This window comes from Parasedimentitalea denitrificans, from assembly GCF_011813015.1.
Classification (GTDB): Bacteria; Pseudomonadota; Alphaproteobacteria; order Rhodobacterales; family Rhodobacteraceae; genus Parasedimentitalea; species Parasedimentitalea denitrificans.
On the sequence record NZ_QHLQ01000014.1, the window covers coordinates 47,675 to 64,682 of the forward strand.

Below are 17,008 nucleotides of genomic sequence, written 5' to 3' on the forward strand. Positions count from 1 at the left end.
TTCTCTGTTCTCGGTTGCGTAGCGACTTGCTGAAATGCTGCGACAACGGTTCAGAAGGGCGTAAATAGCTCTTCTATAAGCAAAATTTCGCTCGATACGGGGCGATTTGACGGTTTAGTGCTGCGGTTTCTGTTCCCGCATCCATATGTTTTGTCCTATAGTCGTTTCAAATCACTTAGCTTTTACCGTTGGCTTGGGAGGGCCTGGAATATGATCCGCTCAGAACTGATTCAGAAGATTGCAGACGAAAACCCACACCTGTATCAACGAGACGTTGAGCGGATCGTTAATACAGTGTTTGAGGAAGTCACAGGCGCGATGTCGCGCGGTGATCGGGTAGAACTGCGTGGATTTGGCGCCTTTTCGGTGAAAAAGCGTGACTCGCGCGTGGGCCGCAATCCTCGCACTGGTGAAACGGTTCAAGTTGATGAAAAGCATGTCCCGTTCTTTAAGACCGGCAAGTTGCTGCGGGACCGTTTGAACGGAAAATAAACTGATGCGTTATGTTCGCTATGCCTTCTGGGTTCCTCTCGGGATTGTCCTGATCTCTGTGAGCTTGGCCAATAGTGCCATTGTTGACCTAAAGCTGATGCCAGATGCAGTGGCAGAGTTGCTAGGCTTCAACCCCAGCATCTCTCTACCATTGTTTGTGGTTGTTCTGGGCGGGATCGCCACGGGCTTGATTGTTGGCTTTGTCTGGGAATGGATCCGCGAACACAAACACCGTCGTGCTGCTGGTGGGAACGCCCGCGAGGTGCGTAAATTGTCACGTGAAGTGAACAAGCTGAAAACGCAAAAGAACGCGGGCAAGGACGAAGTTCTGGCTATTCTTGAAGACGCCAATTGAGGCCAGACTGATGAGTGACATTCGGGTCAAAATCTGCGGTTTGCGCAGAGAAGAAGACGTGACCGCAGCGGCGCAGGCTGGCGCCGCATATGTGGGGTTTGTTTTCTTCCCCAAATCTCCGCGCCATGTGCAGATAGAGGACGCTGCAGCTCTGGCTGCTCTGGCTCCGATTGGTCTGTGCAAGGTAGCATTGACGGTGAATGCCAGTGATGCAGAACTGGACGCCATCACCGCAAAGGTGCCGCTGGACATGTTACAATTGCATGGCTCTGAAAGCCCTGAACGCGTTGCCGAAGTAAAGGCACGCTATGGATTGCCTGTGATGAAGGCTATTGGCGTGGCGGATGCATCCGACCTGCCTCAGATTGATGCCTACTCGGCAGTTGCCGACCAGTTGCTGATTGATGCCAAACCAACTAAGGACGCTGATTTGCCGGGTGGTAATGGACTGTCATTTGACTGGCGCCTTTTGGCTGGGCGTAAATACTGGCAACGTCCCTGGATGCTGGCAGGCGGTCTGACCCCCGATAACGTGACCGAGGCTGTTCGGATGACGGGGGCCAACCAGGTAGATGTTTCCTCAGGGGTTGAGACCGCGCCGGGCCAGAAGGATCAGGATCTTATCCGTGCTTTTGTCGGAGCTGCATCCAGCTCTTGATTTAGTGCACAGGCTTAGGCAACGCAGACTGCGTTGCCTCTTCGTGAAAACGGAGTAAGAAACGGTCATTGGAACTGAATTTGGCATACAGGTTGTGTTTGTCGGCAAGGGAAGTGCAAAAACGGGTTCCTCTCGGTGAATTTGCGCTTTAGAACCGTTTCAACTGATGACGGAGACAGCAATGGCCGAAGATCTATTCAACAGCTTCATGAACGGACCCGACGAGCAAGGCCGCTTTGGCATTTTCGGCGGACGGTTTGTGTCAGAGACGCTCATGCCCCTGATCCTCAGCCTTGAGGAAGAGTACAACCGGGCCAAAGATGACGACAGTTTCTGGGCCGAGATGAAGGACTTGTGGACTCACTATGTTGGACGTCCAAGCCCTCTGTATCATGCCGAGCGTCTGAGCGAGCATTTGGGTGGGGCGAAAATCTATCTAAAGCGCGACGAGTTGAACCATACCGGCGCTCACAAGGTGAACAACGTACTGGGCCAGATTATTCTGGCGCGCCGTATGGGCAAGACGCGTATCATTGCCGAAACTGGTGCAGGTCAGCACGGCGTTGCGACTGCCACAGTCTGTGCCAAGTTTGGCTTGAAGTGTGTCGTTTACATGGGTGCCCATGATGTGCAGCGCCAAGCACCCAACGTATTCCGCATGCGCCTGCTAGGCGCTGAGGTTATTCCGGTGACATCGGGTCGCGGCACACTGAAGGATGCGATGAACGACGCGCTGCGTGACTGGGTTACCAACGTCAATGATACATTCTATTGCATAGGAACCGCTGCAGGTCCGCACCCATATCCTGCGATGGTGCGTGATTTTCAGTCGATCATTGGCAAGGAAGTCCGCTGGCAATTGGCCGAGCAAGAGGGCGAAGGCCGTCTACCGGACACTCTCATTGCGGCCATTGGCGGTGGCTCAAACGCAATTGGCCTGTTCCACCCGTTCCTTGATGACAAATCGGTTCGCATCATTGGCGTTGAAGCTGGCGGCAAGGGGGTTGACGAAAAGATGCAGCACTGCGCGTCTTTGACCGGTGGTCGCCCTGGTGTTCTGCACGGAAACCGTACCTATTTGTTGCAGGATGACGACGGCCAGATCCAAGAAGGGTTCTCAATCTCGGCAGGCCTAGATTACCCTGGCATCGGTCCTGAGCACTCTTGGCTGCATGATACCAAGCGGGCCGAATATGTTTCGATCACAGATATCGAGGCATTGGAGGCGTTTCAGCTGAGCTGTGCAATGGAGGGTATCATCCCCGCATTGGAACCAAGCCATGCACTGGCCCATGTCATGAAAATCGCACCTGACTTGCCCAAGGACCACATCATCGTAATGAACATGTGTGGACGCGGTGATAAGGACGTCTTTACAGTTGCTCGACATCTTGGCTTTGACATGTCGGATACCGAGGGCCGTGATATCGACTAAGCAGAACCTGTATTGTCGTCGGGACTGTTCGTCCCCGAAATACGGCGACCTTCCACTCTAGGAGGGGCGCCGTTTTCGTTGTTCGGTTAACGCAACGTGGGCTCTACATGTTGAGTGCGAGCCCTGAATGTTGGTTATTGGATATCGTTATCCTTACATTCTGTGCAAAAGGCTCTCTGGATCAGTTTCTTGTTTTACGTGTGCTTCGGACCGTAGAGCGGGAATGAAAGGAGGCCTGCTCTTTCCGAATGAGTGGTAACTCTTTGAATGAAACCCGATCTTTCCGATAGAGGGGCATAGGAAATTCAACTATAGCGGTATCAAATCTGGATGTGGCGACGGCCATTTGGAGAAAGGAGAGGAAACCTTCTCAATTCAATAAAAGGAAAGAGGGGAACATTAAGTACTTAGCAGGGTTTTTGCACATAACAATCGTGAAGCTGCCCTAAGTTTGGGACGAAACGGCGATTTCAGGAGGCACGGTTAATGCTTAAGGCACCTAAGTTATCACTTTCACTGAAGTTACCACTGGTGATGGTTGCGTTGACTGCGACCTTTTTGGTGACGGTGTCTTTCCTTGTTTATCGAATGGCTGAGCAGAATATCCGCCAAAACGTCTACTTCTCGCACGAAACGGCTGCTAAAGCTGGTGAGCAGGCGCTGACATCTTTGATTGATTCGGTCCGCCGGGATTTGGTGATGAATGCTGACCAGCCCACGACCTTCCGGGCGATCAGCAATTTCGACCGGGTATTCAAAATGATCGAAGAGGAGCCTGTTGGGTTCCTTACGCGTAATTATATCACCGATAATCCTAACGCTGCAGATCAACGTGCCGAACTGGTCGATCCTGGGGATGGATCCTATTATTCGCAGGCACACAGCAACTACCATCCGACATTTCTACGATCGCTGCGTCTGAATGGCTATCAGGACGTCTACCTGTTTAATACTGAAGGCCGTCTGCTGTATTCGGTCAACAAACTAGATGACTTCGCACAGGACTTTGCGTCAGGCCCCAATTCGGAAACCGGTCTTGGTCGGGCATATCAAGCTGCGCTTCAGTCTGCTCCAGGCGAAATCTCGACGTCAGATTTTGCCCCATATACGTTGACTGGCGGCGCGCCAGGTGCGTTTCTTGCAATACCAGTCCTAAGTAAAAAGAAGGCCGTTGTAGGGGTCTTGGCAGTCCAATTGTCTAGCGAACGGATTGTAAGCACTCTTTCTGCCAATCTCGAAGATGGCGATCACCAGAACATCTTTTTGGTTGGTGACGATGGGATCGCGCGCAGCCCCTCGATTGTCGAAGGCCTGTTTAACGTGCAAGATCAATTGCCCAGTACTGATCACCTTAGTGCAGCACAGGCCGGCGAAGAAGCCTTGTTTGAGACCGCCACTGCTACCAATGGGCAAAGCGCGATTGCGTTGGTCAAACCCCTAACTATTCCGGGGTTCTCCTGGTCTCTGGTCATGGAAACTGACCGTGGCGCGGCCTTTGCCGTGGTCCGTGAAATGCGCTTGGTGGCAATCGGCATGATCGCTGTTGCTGTAGCCATTGCGGCGGTGGTGTCCTGGTTTGCCGCCAGTCGGGTGACCCGACCCATTGAAGCTTTACGTGGGGTGACCAATGCGCTGGCGGAAGGGGACTATGAAACTCAGATATCAGGGCAAGCCCGCGGGGATGAACTGGGCGAGCTGGCTCGCACAATGGGGGACTTCCGCGATCGGTTGAAGCAAGCTGATGAAGCCGCGACGCGAGAGGCCGAGGCGGCTAGAAAGACTGCTGATGTGGTTGAAACAATGAGCCGTGCCCTTTCGGAATTGGAACGTGGCAATCTGGCCTGTGACATCAAGACACCCTTTGTAGCCAACTATGAGACGCTGCGAGAGAACTTTAACCACAGTTTGTCAAACCTTCGCGATTCAATGACGAGCGTCGTTGATGCCTCGCAAAACGTTGATCGGTATTCGGATGAACAGCGATCTGCTGCCACAGACATGGCCCAACGGACTGAGAGTGCGGCGGTCACACTGGAAGAAACTGCAAATGCTATTCACGATCTTTCGGACGGCGTCAAAGCCACAGCGGATCGAGCAGGGCAGGTCGACAACGTCATGAGAAGTGCCCGCTCGGAAGCTGAAAGCAGCAACACGGTTGTAACTTCGGCCGTCGACGCGATGGATCAAATTCAGAAGGCATCGAGCGAAATTTCACAGATCATCAATGTGATTGATGATATTGCATTCCAGACAAATCTGCTGGCGCTAAATGCGGGTGTTGAAGCTGCACGCGCGGGTAGTGCCGGAAGCGGGTTTGCGGTGGTCGCAGCCGAGGTCAGGGCACTTGCTTTGCGTGCATCAACTGCGGCTGGTCAGATCAAAGAATTGACTAATGCAAGCGAGAGCCATGTGTCCCATGGGGTGGCGATGGTTGGCCGTGCAGGAGAAGCGCTGACCAGTATTATTGGGCAGGTGACGTCGGTTTCCAGCCTGGTTACTGAGATTGCCGACGGCGTTAAAACTCAGTCTTCTGGACTGGTGAACATAAATGCGGCGATGCGACAGTTGGATGCGGTGACTCAGCAGAATACTGCTATGGCCGAGGAGGCATCAGCTGCCAGCCAGTTGTTGCAACATGAGGCGCAGAACCTATCGGGGATTGTGACACGGTTTGACATGGATGGCGGTGACACTTCATTCCAAGCGCCATACTCTACGCAGCCGGAATTACGCCGAGCCTAAAATGCATTATGCTAGGGGCAGTTAGCTGCCCCTAGCGTCGTTGCCCTTTAATACAACTGGCCCGCAATCTCTTGGTCAGAGAGTTGCTGAGGCCAGCCTGCCATTTCTAGACCGGTGCACAGGTGCTGTAGGTCCGCTTCGTTTTCGTAATGGAGTGTCGCTAGCAACTGATCCATTGAGAATTCGGGGTCCAGCGCGTCTAACGTTTGGAGCTGTCTTTCTGCCGCATGTTTGTTGCCCAACCAACCGTGACACGCGATCACAAAGGCTTGCTGGGCGGTGTCTAACGATGGGAGGTGGTCAAAGGCCTGCAGCGCTTCCTGATAGTTCTTTCCAGTAAAATGAGCTTTGCCCAGATGGCTCCAGAACCGTAATGGATGATGGGGGTTTAAGCGCATTGCCTTGGTGATCCATTCTACCCCTTTCTCGGCCTCTCCGGTCCAAGTGTAAAGTTCACCCATTTGCACCACCACCAGATCGTAATTGGGGTTCAGCTCTAAGGCCCGTTCCTGATGATATTTTGACCGAGTGAATTTGTGGTGCAGAATATCGATGGCTGCCAGCAGTCGGTGAATATCAGCATCATTGTCATCGAACTGCGCAGCGCGTTCACTCGATTTCTGCGCTTGTCCAAGCATGGCCTCCTTGTCTTCACACCAACCGTAGCCCCATGCCTGACCCAGAATGCAGCCGCGCCAAACGTGGGCATGGGCGTATTCGGGGTCTAGTTCGATTGCTCGATCCACCAGCTCCAACGCCTTCTTGTTGTCTTCGCGGTTGCTCTTGTGATGAAGCACCTTGGCGACCAGTAGGCATTCATAAGCAGCCAGATTTCCGGGTTTCTTTCGGGCCAGTTGGTCCTGTTGTTGTGCTTCGATACGGCCGGGTAGGGTTGCAACAATCGCGGCCGTCACCTCATCCTGAATTGCAAAGATATCATCCAAGGTGCGGTCATATTTTTCTGCCCATATATGAGCATCGTTGGTAGTATCAATGAGCTGAACAGTCACACGCAGCCGTTGCCCCGACTTGCGCACACTGCCTTCGACCAAATACTGCGCTCCTAGCTTTTCGCCGACGTCGCGCAGGTTCACGGCCTGTCCTTTGTAAACAAAGGTAGAGTTTCGTGAGATCACGAACAATTCGTGGCGGCGGCTCAGCTCAGTCAGGATATCCTCGGTCAAACCGTCCACAAAAAACTCCTGCTCCGGGTCACCGCTAAGATTGTCAAAAGGCAGGACCGCGATAGTTGGCTTGACTGCGCTGACGATGGAAGTTGGCTCAGGTTGCTCCGGCAGCGGGTTGCTGACGTCAGAGCTGTCCAGGTTGACTTGGTAGGCCTGAACGGGGCGCTTCATGTTCTTCAAGTGCTGCTCGCCAAGATCTTGGAATGACAAGTCGAGACGCCCAGAAACCTGGTCGTAAACAGCGGCTGAAACACAAACTTGTCCGGTTCCCGCAAGTTGCTCCAGCCGTGCGGCCACGTTGACCCCGTCGCCAAAGATGTCCCCATCTTCGAAGATGATGTCGCCTAGATTGATACCGATGCGAAATTCAATACGCTGATCGCCAGCGACATCCCTATTGCGCCGCTTCATCACGGTTTGAACTTTGACCGCACACTGAACAGCGTCTGCCACACTAGGGAATTCCACCAGCATGCCATCGCCAGTGGTTTTGATGATATGGCCCCGGTTGTCGGTGATCGCAGGGTCAATGAGTTCCAGCCGATGGGTGCGAAGCCGGGCGATTGTTCCGGCTTCATCTGCCTGCATAAGGCGGCTGTACCCAACCATGTCAGCAGCAAGAACGGCGGCAAGTCGTTGTGTCATGCGCTTCTCCCAGACCTAAAGCATACCCGAAAACAGTCTGCTTTTCTATGGTCCAGAAAGGAGTCAGGCCGCAGTGGTTGCAGTTATAACATGGGACTGGATTTTACCTTTGACAGGGCCGTCGCCAAATCTGTCTGCAATGACCTTGGCTGCCTGTTCAGTGATTTCACTTAATAGCCCAGCGTCGCGCGCTTCGATTTCGGCGCGCAGCGGTGTTCCCTGACAATATGCAATTGCCGGATGCCGGGCCGATGGGGCCGCGCTAACCCCTGCACGGGTTTCAATCTCGACTTTAGCAAAGCCTGCAGCGTGTAAGTCACTCTTGATCTGCTCAGGATCAGAATAGCCATGCGGAGTTCGGGCCAAGAACCGCGGTGGGTCCTTCGGGAAAAACTGAGAGGCCACTTCGGTAACTGTGTTGGCAAATTCGTTTTCACTGATTTGGTCCCAAACATTGAAGACAAAGGTGCCGCCGGGTTTCAGGACACGGTGAGCTTGTTGGTACCCCGCAATCCGATCAGGGAAAAACATGACGCCGTGCTGACAGTGAGCGACATCAAATGTGTCGGCCGCAAATGGCAGATCCAAAGCATCGGCGGGTAGCCATTCGATATTATTGGGCTCACCTTGGCGCTGTTCTGCGTGATCCAGCATTGCGGGATTAAGATCTGTTACCACATATCGCGATGTTGGGGAGAGCAGCGGGGCAAGAATGCGAGGCACCACACCGCTTCCTGCTGCGATCTCTAGAACAGAGGAGGGCTTCTGGGATGCAACCCGTTTGGCGAGATCCTCGGCACAGTCGGTAAAGATGAGAGGCACGAGATAGGTGTCATAAAACTCAGGAATGGACCCGGTGAATTCCTTGTCAGTCTGGAGCATCTGTGCCCTCCCATAAGAACTGAATGCAGTGTCGCCAAATTTCTTGCCTGGGAACGATAGCACAGACTTCACGATCACCAAGTCTGTCTTTGTTTTGTGTGAGGTAGCAGGAAACGGACACGACGATCGAAGTTCTGGTGCGAGGCGTTAAAGAAATGAGGCGGGCGTTAAAGAATTGCCCAATACGGCGCCGGTTGAATTCGTACCGCAACTTTGACGCATCTGTCTGTTTCCATGGAGGTGGCACCTCGAAAATCAAATGATTCGTTACCAGAAACGGGTGGAAGTCCTAATTTTGGGGCCTGTCTGTTAAGAAACTCGATCATATTTTATTGGTATTTTCGAAAAAAGGTTAACGCCTATGGCGGTTTTTTCGGGACCTGACACCTGTTTTCCTGACATATTGGGAAACAATAACCGGGGGGTTAGTAAATTGTTAATACTGTCACAATCTGTCCATGAAGTAGTCCATGCTTTGCAACATTGGGCCTCATTCCAGCCCCACGACTGAATGACGATGTCGGTGTGGGAAATTGGAGTGGTTGATGAGACTTCTTTTAGGAGCGCTGGCTGCTTGCCTGATGTTGGCAAGTCCCGAACGCGCAACGGCGGGTGATCCGTCAAGAAACGTACAGTCTGTACATGGATGGGAAGCCGTTGGTCGGTTGAACATTGGTGGGCGGAACATGTGTACCGGTGCATTGATCGCACCAAATCTAGTGCTGACTGCAGCACATTGTCTGTTCAATCAGGAAACTGGCCGCGAAGTTAAACCGAGCTCGGTTGAATTTGAGGCCGGACTAAATGGTCGCCGTGTCAAAGCGGCCAGAAGGGTGTCGAGGGTCGTTTTGCACCCGGAATATCAGTTCCGGAAACAGGGGAAATCCCAGATTGGGTATGATGTAGCTGTTTTGCGTCTGGACCGTCCGATCAACAGCAGTGAGATCATGCCATTTCGGATGGCTGCGGCCCCTCAGCGTGGGGATTCCGTCGGCGTTCTGTCCTATACATATGTTCAGAACAACAAGCCTAGATTTGAACAGCCCTGCGAAGTGTTAGCCCGTCAGGCGGAAACATTGGTCATGACGTGCCGGGTAGAATTTGGTGCCTCTGGCGCTCCGGTCCTTGCGGTTGTTCCAGGTCAGGCACCGCGCATAGTTTCAGTGGTTTCAGCCAAGGCCGCGATGGGAAACAAGCGTGTGTCCATTGGCACGGCTTTGGATCAGACAATGCAAATGCTAATCCGGAGGGCTGGCTAACAGCACTCTATCACCCCGACTGCTTCGAATAGATTTACGGCTTGTATCCCAGCGATACAGGCCGTTTGTCATTTTGGGATAGTGGTAGCGTTGTCTTGCAGGTCGTGCAGCGTTAGTCGGTAGATTATGGTTCGCGAAACGCCTCTCGGGATTTGTACAGCGGCTTGAGCAAGTACTTCAGGACGGTCTTTGACCCGGTCTGCAACTCGGCAGTGGCGCGCATACCCGGCCGGATCTCAATGTCTTTTTGGCGTTCAGTCAAATCTGACCTGTCGACTTTGACAGTAACCCGGTAATACGGAGGCGCGCGCGGATTGCGTTCATCTTCAAACGTGTCAGCCGAGACAAAGCCCACAGTGCCCTTGAGCGTTCCATAGATGGTATAGTCATAGGCGGACAGTTTGATCGTTGCGACCTGACCGGGCACAACGCTGGCGATATTTTCTGGCTTAACCCGTGCTTCGATGAACAGTTCCTCGCCCATCGGAATGATCTCCAGGATCTCCTCGCCTGGACGAATGACCCCCCCGATGGTGGTGACGGCCAAACTGTTGACGATGCCAGCCATGGGGGACGTGATGACGGTTCGGCTAAGCTGATCCTGCGCTAGCCGCAATTCCTGCTTGCGAGAGGTCAGGTCCTGCAAAGTCATTGAATACTCTTCGGCCAAGTCCAACTCCGACTGAGTGCCGATTTCGTTGTACTTAAGCCGAGCGTCACTAACCGCCTGTTTGGATCGGTTCACTTCGATCAGGGCGACGATTTTCTGTTTGTACAGCTTTTCCAGGTTTTTCAGCTCGGCCTTCAACTGGTCCAGGATTTCGCGAGCCCCATCACGACGGCCAGCGAAATCGGTCTGTCGTGCGTTCAGTAAGGCCTTCTCTGAGGCGAGGATGTCGGAGGACCGTTTCTGTAGCTCTTCGGGGACTATAAAATCATAAGCGCCCTCCAGCTCCGCCTCCAACCGGTATCGTCTAATCTCTAGCGCGTCGATTTGATCTTGCAGGTCATCTTTAGCAGCCCGGAACTTGGTGTCTTGCAAGCGTGCCAACACTTGCCCTGCAGTAACCGTGTCGCCTTGGCGAACCGACAGCTCGGCCAGAATTCCACCTTCAAGATTCTGTACGATTTGCGACCGAGAGGAGGAGACCACCTCACCATCCGCGCGCACTATTTCATCCACCCAGGCAAACGCGGCCCAGACCAGAAACACGATCAAGGCTAGGGCGACAAGATAGATAATTCGACTGGCGCCCCGGCTCGACGCGGCAAGGTCGTCTTCCGCCTGGCTCATTTTTTGTCCCCAGCGGCGAGGTGTGCCAGTACCTGATCACGTGGTCCATCAACAACCATGCGCCCGGCCTGAAGGATAAGGGTGCGGTTGGTCAGAGCAAGGATAGGCATCCGGTGGGTCGCAATGATTGCAGTGCGGCCCTGTAGCCACCCTTCGAGACGGCTGACCAAGGTGCGTTCCAGCGTCTGATCTAACGCAGCGGTTGGTTCATCCAGCAATACGACAGGCGGGTTTTGTAGCCACAGTTGAGCCCAGCCAATGGACTGGCGCTGACCGATCGACAATCCGCCACCTCCGTCACTAATTTGCAGGTCCAGTCCTTTGGGGTGACCGCGCACATAGGTCCCAAGGCCGGCAAAATCCAATGCTTCCATCAGGCGCTCATCGTCACGCTCTAGCTGGTTCAGGTTCAGGTTGCTGCGAAGGCTTCCGCTGAACAATCGCACATCTTGGCTAAGGTAACCGATGTTGCGGCGCAAGTCGCGTGGGTCAATTTGCGACATGTCTGTTCCATCAACCATCACCCGCCCGCGATCAGGGCTGTATAGGCCCGAGAGTACCTTGAGCAACGTGGATTTCCCCGACCCATTTGCCCCTAGAATGGCAATGCGTTGACCCGGAGTGATGGCGATGCCCTGAACATCCAAAGTGGGTGCGCCGTCCTCGTCATACCGGTATTCGACCTCAAGCAGCTCAAACTTGCCCTGAAGCGTCTGACGGCGCAGATAGGAGCGGTCAGCCTCTTTTTCCTGGGGGGCGTGGGCAATAGCATCCAGCGCCTCTAGGGCGGCCTTGACGTTGCTCCACCGGGCCATTGTGCCAGCGAATTGGGTCAGGGGGGCCAAAGTGCGGCTGGTCAGGATGCCGGTGGCGATAATCGTACCGACTGTGAATTCACCAGCGAACACCATGTAGGTACCTAAAACCACAGCGGCGATATAGGTGATCTGCTGCACGCCTTGCGACCAATAAGTCAGGGCGCTGGATAGGCGGCGTTGTTCAGTCGAAGAATGCGAAGACAGGGCATTCAGCTCATCCCACAGGCGCAGCATGCGGTCTTCGCCACGCTGAGTTTTCACTGTGTCGAGTTCGCTTACCACTTCGTGCAGCAGACGCCCGGCTTTGGCATTGGCACCCTGCGTTTGGCGTGTAAGCGCAATCATCCGCTTTTGCAGGAAATATGCAGGCAGCAGCATCAGGATGCCACCAAGTATGACGACCCAGACAATTGGTCCGGCGATTGAAGCGACCAATAGCAGAAACACGGTAACAAATGGAACATCTGCCAATGTGGCGATGGTCGAAGAGGTGAAAAACTCGCGCACAGAGCCAAAGTCGCGCATCGCGGCAAACAGCCCCGAGGGCGGTAACGGCTTCTTGTCAGACCGCATCCCAATCAGGCGCTGCATCAGGTTGCGCTGGATGGACAATTCGATCTGGCGGCCTGCAGCGTCGGTCAGGCGGGCGCGGGCCAGTTTTAGGGTCGCCTCCAACCCGATTGCCAGAAAGGCGCCGACGGCAAGCACCCACAGGGTCGCTTGTGACTGGTGCGGGATCACTCGGTCATAGACCTGAAGTGAGAACAGTGCGACTGACACAGCCAGAAGGTTGGACACCAACGAGCCTAGCATGATCTCACCAACCTGACGGCGGTACTTGGGAAACTCTCCCCAGAACCAGTGTTCGTTGGCGAGCTTTGGTGTGTGTCGAGCTGCGATTTGCTTTAGCGAGGCGCGGCCGGTTAACGTAGTGCCGCTGAATACAGGAGCGAAGTCAGCGACTGATACCTCGGCCTGATTATTCGGGCAAGTGGTGTCGAAAATGATCAGGCAGTCATCGACCTGCGACAACACCAGCACACACTGGCCGCCACTCATCATGGTGAGCGCAGGCCAGGCATCGGAGCTAACTTGAACGTTGTGGCTGATATTGGGCTGAATGCCGGTTGTTTCCAGCGCCTTGGCCAGCAAGTCCAACGAGACGTCGCCGGGGCTGTTGATCCACAGGTATTCGCTTAAGTCGCTGACGGGGACGTCTGTGCCCTTGAGACCCGCAAATGTCGAAATGAGTGTGGCGCGGTGCTCAATCCGAGCTGCCGTGCCCTCGATCAGTGCGTTTACTTCTTGACCATCGGCGTCGTTGACCGAAGGCTGCTCAACCTTTTGGAACTGTGCGTTGGCTACATCAGCATCTGAGGACGCAGAGCGGACACGGCCCATAGTCAGGCTGGCCGCTTTGGCCAGTTTTATGACGCTTGCTCCGCCTGCCGCAATTTTCCCCATCGGAGTTGATTTCTGATCTTGGAACTTGGTCAAAACGTGTCTCCATCGGCCAGGATCCCTAGATCGCGGGCCAGTTCCAATTGGATCAGTACAACTTCGTATTTTGAGTCTACATGCGCCTGTTCGCGCTGGACCCATTCCTCGTAGATAGACACGACATCCAGAACCGAGCGCTGTCCTGCATCAAACTGGGCCTGAAACAGGCGATAAGTTTCTCTGCTGGTCCGGGCGAGAGTAGCGGCCTCGGCCTCTTGACGGCGATACGAAGCCAGTCGTTGGGTTTGGCGGCTGTAGTTCCGGCGAGCATCTTCTTCTGCCTCAGAGATCTGTCGTTGAGCAGTCTCTCGGGCGGATTCAATTGCCTTCAGCAGGGCAGGAGTGCCCAGCCCTAGTGGAGTAGCCAGATCCAGTGTTAGCCCGGCGCCAGAACCTTCGTTGGTGGCATTGGCCGCAGCAGCAACCTGTGGCAATATCCCAGCCCGTTCGACTTTGGTTTGGGCAATAGATCGGTTCGCCTCGGCACTGGCCTTCAGAACGGTCAGATAGCTCGTGCTGTCTGGCGGAGAGCTGAGTGACAATTTTGATGGAGAGGTTTCAAACTCTTGACCTGTCAGGGCTTTCAGCTCTGCCCGCGATGTGGCTGCTGCTTCATGCGCTGTGGCGCGTGCCGAACTCATGCCATCAATTTTGCTTCGTACGACCCGCAAATCGGCACGATCCGAAACACCACCTTCGACCCGCCCACGGACGATCCGCTCAAATTCTTTCATTTGGTCAAGCGCCCGCCCGCCAAGTGCGGCCTTCTCATCGCCCTTCAAGGCCGATACATACAACGCAATTGCTGTCTCAACCCGATTGTTCATGTCAATTGACAGATTAACCGCAGCGACTTCGACATCAGCAGCGGCAAACTCACGTTCTGCCTTGCGGCGACCGTTGTCAAACAACACCTGTTCAATCAGAATTCCGGCCACAAGATCACCCAGACTGGTCAGGCTGACGGTCGGGCCGATAGTAGGCAACCAGTTCTTTGATTTGGCTTCGGCACGCAGCTTTGCACTGGTAAGTTCGGCTTCGGATGAACGCGAAGACGCATTGATGGCCGCAGCCGCAACGTCGCCATAGGAACTGTCCTGCTCCAGAAAAGAACGTCGGTCCAAAAGGGCGGATATCACTTCTGACCCGTTCTCCCCTTCAGCCTGTTCGAAACTGCTGGAGGGCGCGGCGTCTGGCGCGTCCTCTGATGCAATCTCATTCAAGAACGGGAGGGTGTCTGCGCAGGCCGACAGGCTGCATAACAGGGCTATCGCGCTGATATGTCGTCGCAATTGCATTCCGCCCTCTTGCTAGTATGCCCATAGGCGTAGTGTTGGGCCCGACGGCGCTAAGCGCGCTGTCAGGCCAAATTATTAGATGACTACGTTGATGTCGTCTTCGATCACCAGCGTTACGCCATCATTACCGATGGTGTAGACGCTATAAGTCTCACCGTCGATTGTCTGATTGGTACCGGTGTCGGTTGCACCTGTGATAGTGACTTTATCGTTGTCACTGTCGCCACCATGAATCGTCAACGTGTCAGAGTTGCTGGACAACGCCTTTATGTCGGCTTCTGTCAGGGTAAGATCCACATCCGTGGAGTAACCAAGATCCAAGGCTTCTACTTCGAATTGGGACAATCCTGAGTTTCCGGTCGTCGTTATTTCCGTCGCATTGTCTTCGAGGATCAATAATGTGCTGCCACTGTTACCGGCGGTATCACTTCCCGTCACCACGAGGTGGGTGCCATCTGGGATCGAAGAGCTAAAGCTGAATCTCGTGTTGTTTGAACCGTCGACACTCTGCAATGCCGCCGGAGTCGCCACGTTTCCAGCACCATCCAGTGTATTCACTGTGTATGTATCAACGTCGCCCAGAATTTTGATCTCGTCTACATTGTCATTGTCGAATGTAACGGTCTTTAGGTTCGGGTCGGCAACTGTATCGACCGCGAGAGGTGCTGATGTAGTGTAGGTGTTTCCGGCTGCATCCGTGGCTGTCACGCTGACCGAAGTGCTGTACTCGCCCGAAGCAATCGAACCAGATTCGAACAAGGCCGACCAATTGCCTGATGAGTCAACACTCGCTGTGCGTGAAACTCCGTCCACTGTAACGACAACACTGGCACCGGGTTCTGCAGTGCCACTAAGGGTCACTCCGGCCTGAGATTCGCTTTGATTGACGATGTTGTCGCCACCGGAACGGCCTCCGGCGATAGTGGCAGTGGTGCTTGTATCGACTGCGACTGTGCCCGAGGTTCTTGCAATATTGCCCGCTAGATCAGTAGCCTCTGCGGACACAGTAGCGTTATAGGTTCCGGCAGGGATTTCAGTACTTGAGAAGAAAGAGGACCAAGTACCACCTGAGTTCGCTGTCACAGTGTGGTTAACCGAACCAAGGCTGACAACTACTGTTGAACCTGGGTCGGCGGTGCCGGTTAGGGTGACACCAGCACTTTGTTCAGCGCCGTTGATGATGTTGTCACCGGCCAACGATGACCCAAGAGTTACAGCAGCTTCTGTATCGATCCGAACGGTGTGTGTTGCGGTCGAACTGTTTCCTGCCGCGTCCATGCTGGTTACGGACACTGTGCTATCATACTCACCCGTAGTGATAGAGGAAGAGGCGTAAGCGACTGACCAAGTCCCATTGCTAGCCACTGTGGTTGTCTGGGTCACCCCTTGGAACGTAACTTGAAGCGATGCGCCTGCCTCGCCAGAGCCTGTCAGTACAACGCCGTCTGAGGCTTCGGTTGCATTGACAATATTATCACCTTCAACGGTGTTAAAACCGATTGCGGGTGCGACTGTGTCAACCACCAAGGTGTCGGTTGTTGTCGTGCTATTTCCGGCTGCATCCGTGGTAACAATCGTGATGCCTGTGTTGTACTCGCCGGTCGATATTTCACTGCTGTCAAAAGCGATGGACCAAGTGCCGTCGCTGGCTACGGTCGTCGTCCGAGTTGTGCCGTTGATCTCAAGGGATACGGTTGCGTCGGCTTCACCGGTGCCTGAAATGACAGGATTGTTGGTGTGCGCTGTCGCGTTGACGATATCACCAGTGGATTGAGTGCCAGAGACGAGGTCAACTGTAGGAGGAGTTGTGTCGGAGCTGCCGCCGCCACCTCCGCCGCCGCCACCAATTACGGCTGCGCCGCCTACGACTGCTGCGCCTGCAGCACCGGCTCCAATGCCGCCGAACAGTGGGGCTGCAACCAGCGGGGCAACCACAGGTTCAATGCGGTCAATATCCAGGAACACCATATCGTCATAGGCGCTCCACTTGCCGGTCAGATCCAGCGGTTCGTATGAAGCAAACAGCATCCCTTGGGCGCGGTCTTCTAGCACAACTTCAATAAAGTTGCCTTCTTCGCTTAGGAAAAGGTTCTTACCGCCGGTAGCCCCAGTATTGAAATAGCTATCCAGGACAAGGGTTTCACCGTTAGCCAGTGTGATGTGAAGGTCTGAGCCGCGACGGGCATAACTCTCTACATCCGAGGGGCTAAGGTTCAGCGATACATCTTTTGAGTAAGTTGTATCGAGGATTGCAGGGGTGCCTTCGGCGAAATTGCCGTGCATGTTTGTCCCCGACATATCACGGACAATGTATCCGACAGTGCTCATAGTTTTACCGCTCGCTAATTTACCTAATAATTGCAGCAAAGCTGCTTAGGTGCCTGATCATTTTTTCGCTCAACAGTCGTCTTTGCGACCTATTTTGGGCCACTATGAGACAATT

General features: G+C 54.1%; 12 protein-coding genes. 6 read left to right on the plus strand and 6 right to left on the minus strand.

Annotated elements, in window-relative coordinates; translation table 11 throughout:
* The first annotated feature begins 210 nt into the window (after nt 1-210).
* The 5 genes from ihfB to DL239_RS14230 all read left to right on the plus strand — a co-directional run bounded on the left by ihfB (nt 211) and on the right by DL239_RS14230 (nt 5,682).
* The gene (gene ihfB, locus DL239_RS14210; RefSeq protein ID WP_127749944.1) at nt 211-492 is read left to right on the plus strand and encodes an integration host factor subunit beta; all 282 of its coding nucleotides are present in this window, start codon (nt 211-213) and stop codon (nt 490-492) included.
* A 4-nt stretch (nt 493-496) separates the two neighbouring features.
* The gene (locus DL239_RS14215) at nt 497-847 is read left to right on the plus strand and encodes a LapA family protein (RefSeq protein WP_167684765.1); all 351 of its coding nucleotides are present in this window, start codon (nt 497-499) and stop codon (nt 845-847) included.
* A 10-nt stretch (nt 848-857) separates the two neighbouring features.
* On the plus strand, nt 858-1,505 hold the full coding sequence (locus tag DL239_RS14220) for a phosphoribosylanthranilate isomerase (protein WP_206188465.1): 648 nt from the start codon (nt 858-860) through the stop codon (nt 1,503-1,505).
* Nucleotides 1,506-1,686: 181 nt separating this feature from the next.
* Entirely contained in the window at nt 1,687-2,940 is a 1,254-nt protein-coding gene (gene trpB / locus DL239_RS14225) for a tryptophan synthase subunit beta (protein ID WP_167684766.1), read from the plus strand.
* 486 nt (nt 2,941-3,426) lie between these two features.
* The gene (locus DL239_RS14230; RefSeq protein ID WP_167684767.1) at nt 3,427-5,682 is read left to right on the plus strand and encodes a methyl-accepting chemotaxis protein; all 2,256 of its coding nucleotides are present in this window, start codon (nt 3,427-3,429) and stop codon (nt 5,680-5,682) included.
* 47 nt (nt 5,683-5,729) lie between these two features.
* Here DL239_RS14230 and DL239_RS14235 read toward each other — a convergent pair whose 3' ends face one another.
* The gene (locus tag DL239_RS14235; RefSeq protein ID WP_167684768.1) at nt 5,730-7,514 is read right to left on the minus strand and encodes an adenylate/guanylate cyclase domain-containing protein; all 1,785 of its coding nucleotides are present in this window, start codon (nt 7,512-7,514) and stop codon (nt 5,730-5,732) included.
* A 63-nt stretch (nt 7,515-7,577) separates the two neighbouring features.
* The gene (locus DL239_RS14240) at nt 7,578-8,396 is read right to left on the minus strand and encodes a class I SAM-dependent methyltransferase (RefSeq protein WP_167684769.1); all 819 of its coding nucleotides are present in this window, start codon (nt 8,394-8,396) and stop codon (nt 7,578-7,580) included.
* A 545-nt stretch (nt 8,397-8,941) separates the two neighbouring features.
* Here DL239_RS14240 and DL239_RS14245 point away from each other — a divergent pair.
* On the plus strand, nt 8,942-9,655 hold the full coding sequence (locus tag DL239_RS14245) for a trypsin-like serine peptidase (RefSeq protein WP_167684770.1): 714 nt from the start codon (nt 8,942-8,944) through the stop codon (nt 9,653-9,655).
* A gap of 124 nt (nt 9,656-9,779) precedes the next feature.
* Here the strand turns inward: DL239_RS14245 and DL239_RS14250 are convergent, their stop codons facing one another.
* From DL239_RS14250 to DL239_RS14265, 4 genes are all read right to left on the minus strand, one after another.
* Nucleotides 9,780-10,949, minus strand: a complete 1,170-nt coding sequence (locus DL239_RS14250; protein WP_167684771.1) for an HlyD family type I secretion periplasmic adaptor subunit — start codon at nt 10,947-10,949, stop codon at nt 9,780-9,782.
* The gene (locus DL239_RS14255; RefSeq protein WP_167684824.1) at nt 10,946-13,168 is read right to left on the minus strand and encodes an ATP-binding cassette domain-containing protein; all 2,223 of its coding nucleotides are present in this window, start codon (nt 13,166-13,168) and stop codon (nt 10,946-10,948) included. Before DL239_RS14255 ends, DL239_RS14250 begins: the two co-directional genes overlap by 4 nt.
* A 92-nt stretch (nt 13,169-13,260) precedes the next feature.
* Nucleotides 13,261-14,565 carry a TolC family protein gene (locus tag DL239_RS14260; protein WP_167684772.1) on the minus strand — a complete coding sequence of 435 codons (1,305 nt, stop codon included), beginning with the start codon at nt 14,563-14,565 and terminating at the stop codon, nt 13,261-13,263.
* Nucleotides 14,566-14,640: 75 nt separating this feature from the next.
* Nucleotides 14,641-16,893 carry an Ig-like domain-containing protein gene (locus DL239_RS14265; RefSeq protein WP_167684773.1) on the minus strand — a complete coding sequence of 751 codons (2,253 nt, stop codon included), beginning with the start codon at nt 16,891-16,893 and terminating at the stop codon, nt 14,641-14,643.
* Between the last annotated feature and the right edge of the window lie 115 nt (nt 16,894-17,008).

Bases quoted from the DNA above. Each gene is read 5' to 3' on its own strand.
- trpB (WP_167684766.1), top strand. From the start codon at position 1,687: ATGGCCGAAGATCTATTCAACAGCTTCATGAACGGACCCGACGAGCAA.
- DL239_RS14230 (WP_167684767.1), top strand. From the start codon at position 3,427: ATGCTTAAGGCACCTAAGTTATCACTTTCACTGAAGTTACCACTGGTG.
- DL239_RS14260 (WP_167684772.1), bottom strand. From the start codon at position 14,565: ATGCAATTGCGACGACATATCAGCGCGATAGCCCTGTTATGCAGCCTG.
- DL239_RS14240 (WP_167684769.1), bottom strand. From the start codon at position 8,396: ATGCTCCAGACTGACAAGGAATTCACCGGGTCCATTCCTGAGTTTTAT.
- ihfB (WP_127749944.1), top strand. From the start codon at position 211: ATGATCCGCTCAGAACTGATTCAGAAGATTGCAGACGAAAACCCACAC.
- DL239_RS14220 (WP_206188465.1), top strand. From the start codon at position 858: ATGAGTGACATTCGGGTCAAAATCTGCGGTTTGCGCAGAGAAGAAGAC.
- DL239_RS14235 (WP_167684768.1), bottom strand. From the start codon at position 7,514: ATGACACAACGACTTGCCGCCGTTCTTGCTGCTGACATGGTTGGGTAC.
- DL239_RS14255 (WP_167684824.1), bottom strand. From the start codon at position 13,168: ATGGGCCGTGTCCGCTCTGCGTCCTCAGATGCTGATGTAGCCAACGCA.
- DL239_RS14250 (WP_167684771.1), bottom strand. From the start codon at position 10,949: ATGAGCCAGGCGGAAGACGACCTTGCCGCGTCGAGCCGGGGCGCCAGT.
- DL239_RS14245 (WP_167684770.1), top strand. From the start codon at position 8,942: ATGAGACTTCTTTTAGGAGCGCTGGCTGCTTGCCTGATGTTGGCAAGT.
- DL239_RS14215 (WP_167684765.1), top strand. From the start codon at position 497: ATGCGTTATGTTCGCTATGCCTTCTGGGTTCCTCTCGGGATTGTCCTG.
- DL239_RS14265 (WP_167684773.1), bottom strand. From the start codon at position 16,893: ATGAGCACTGTCGGATACATTGTCCGTGATATGTCGGGGACAAACATG.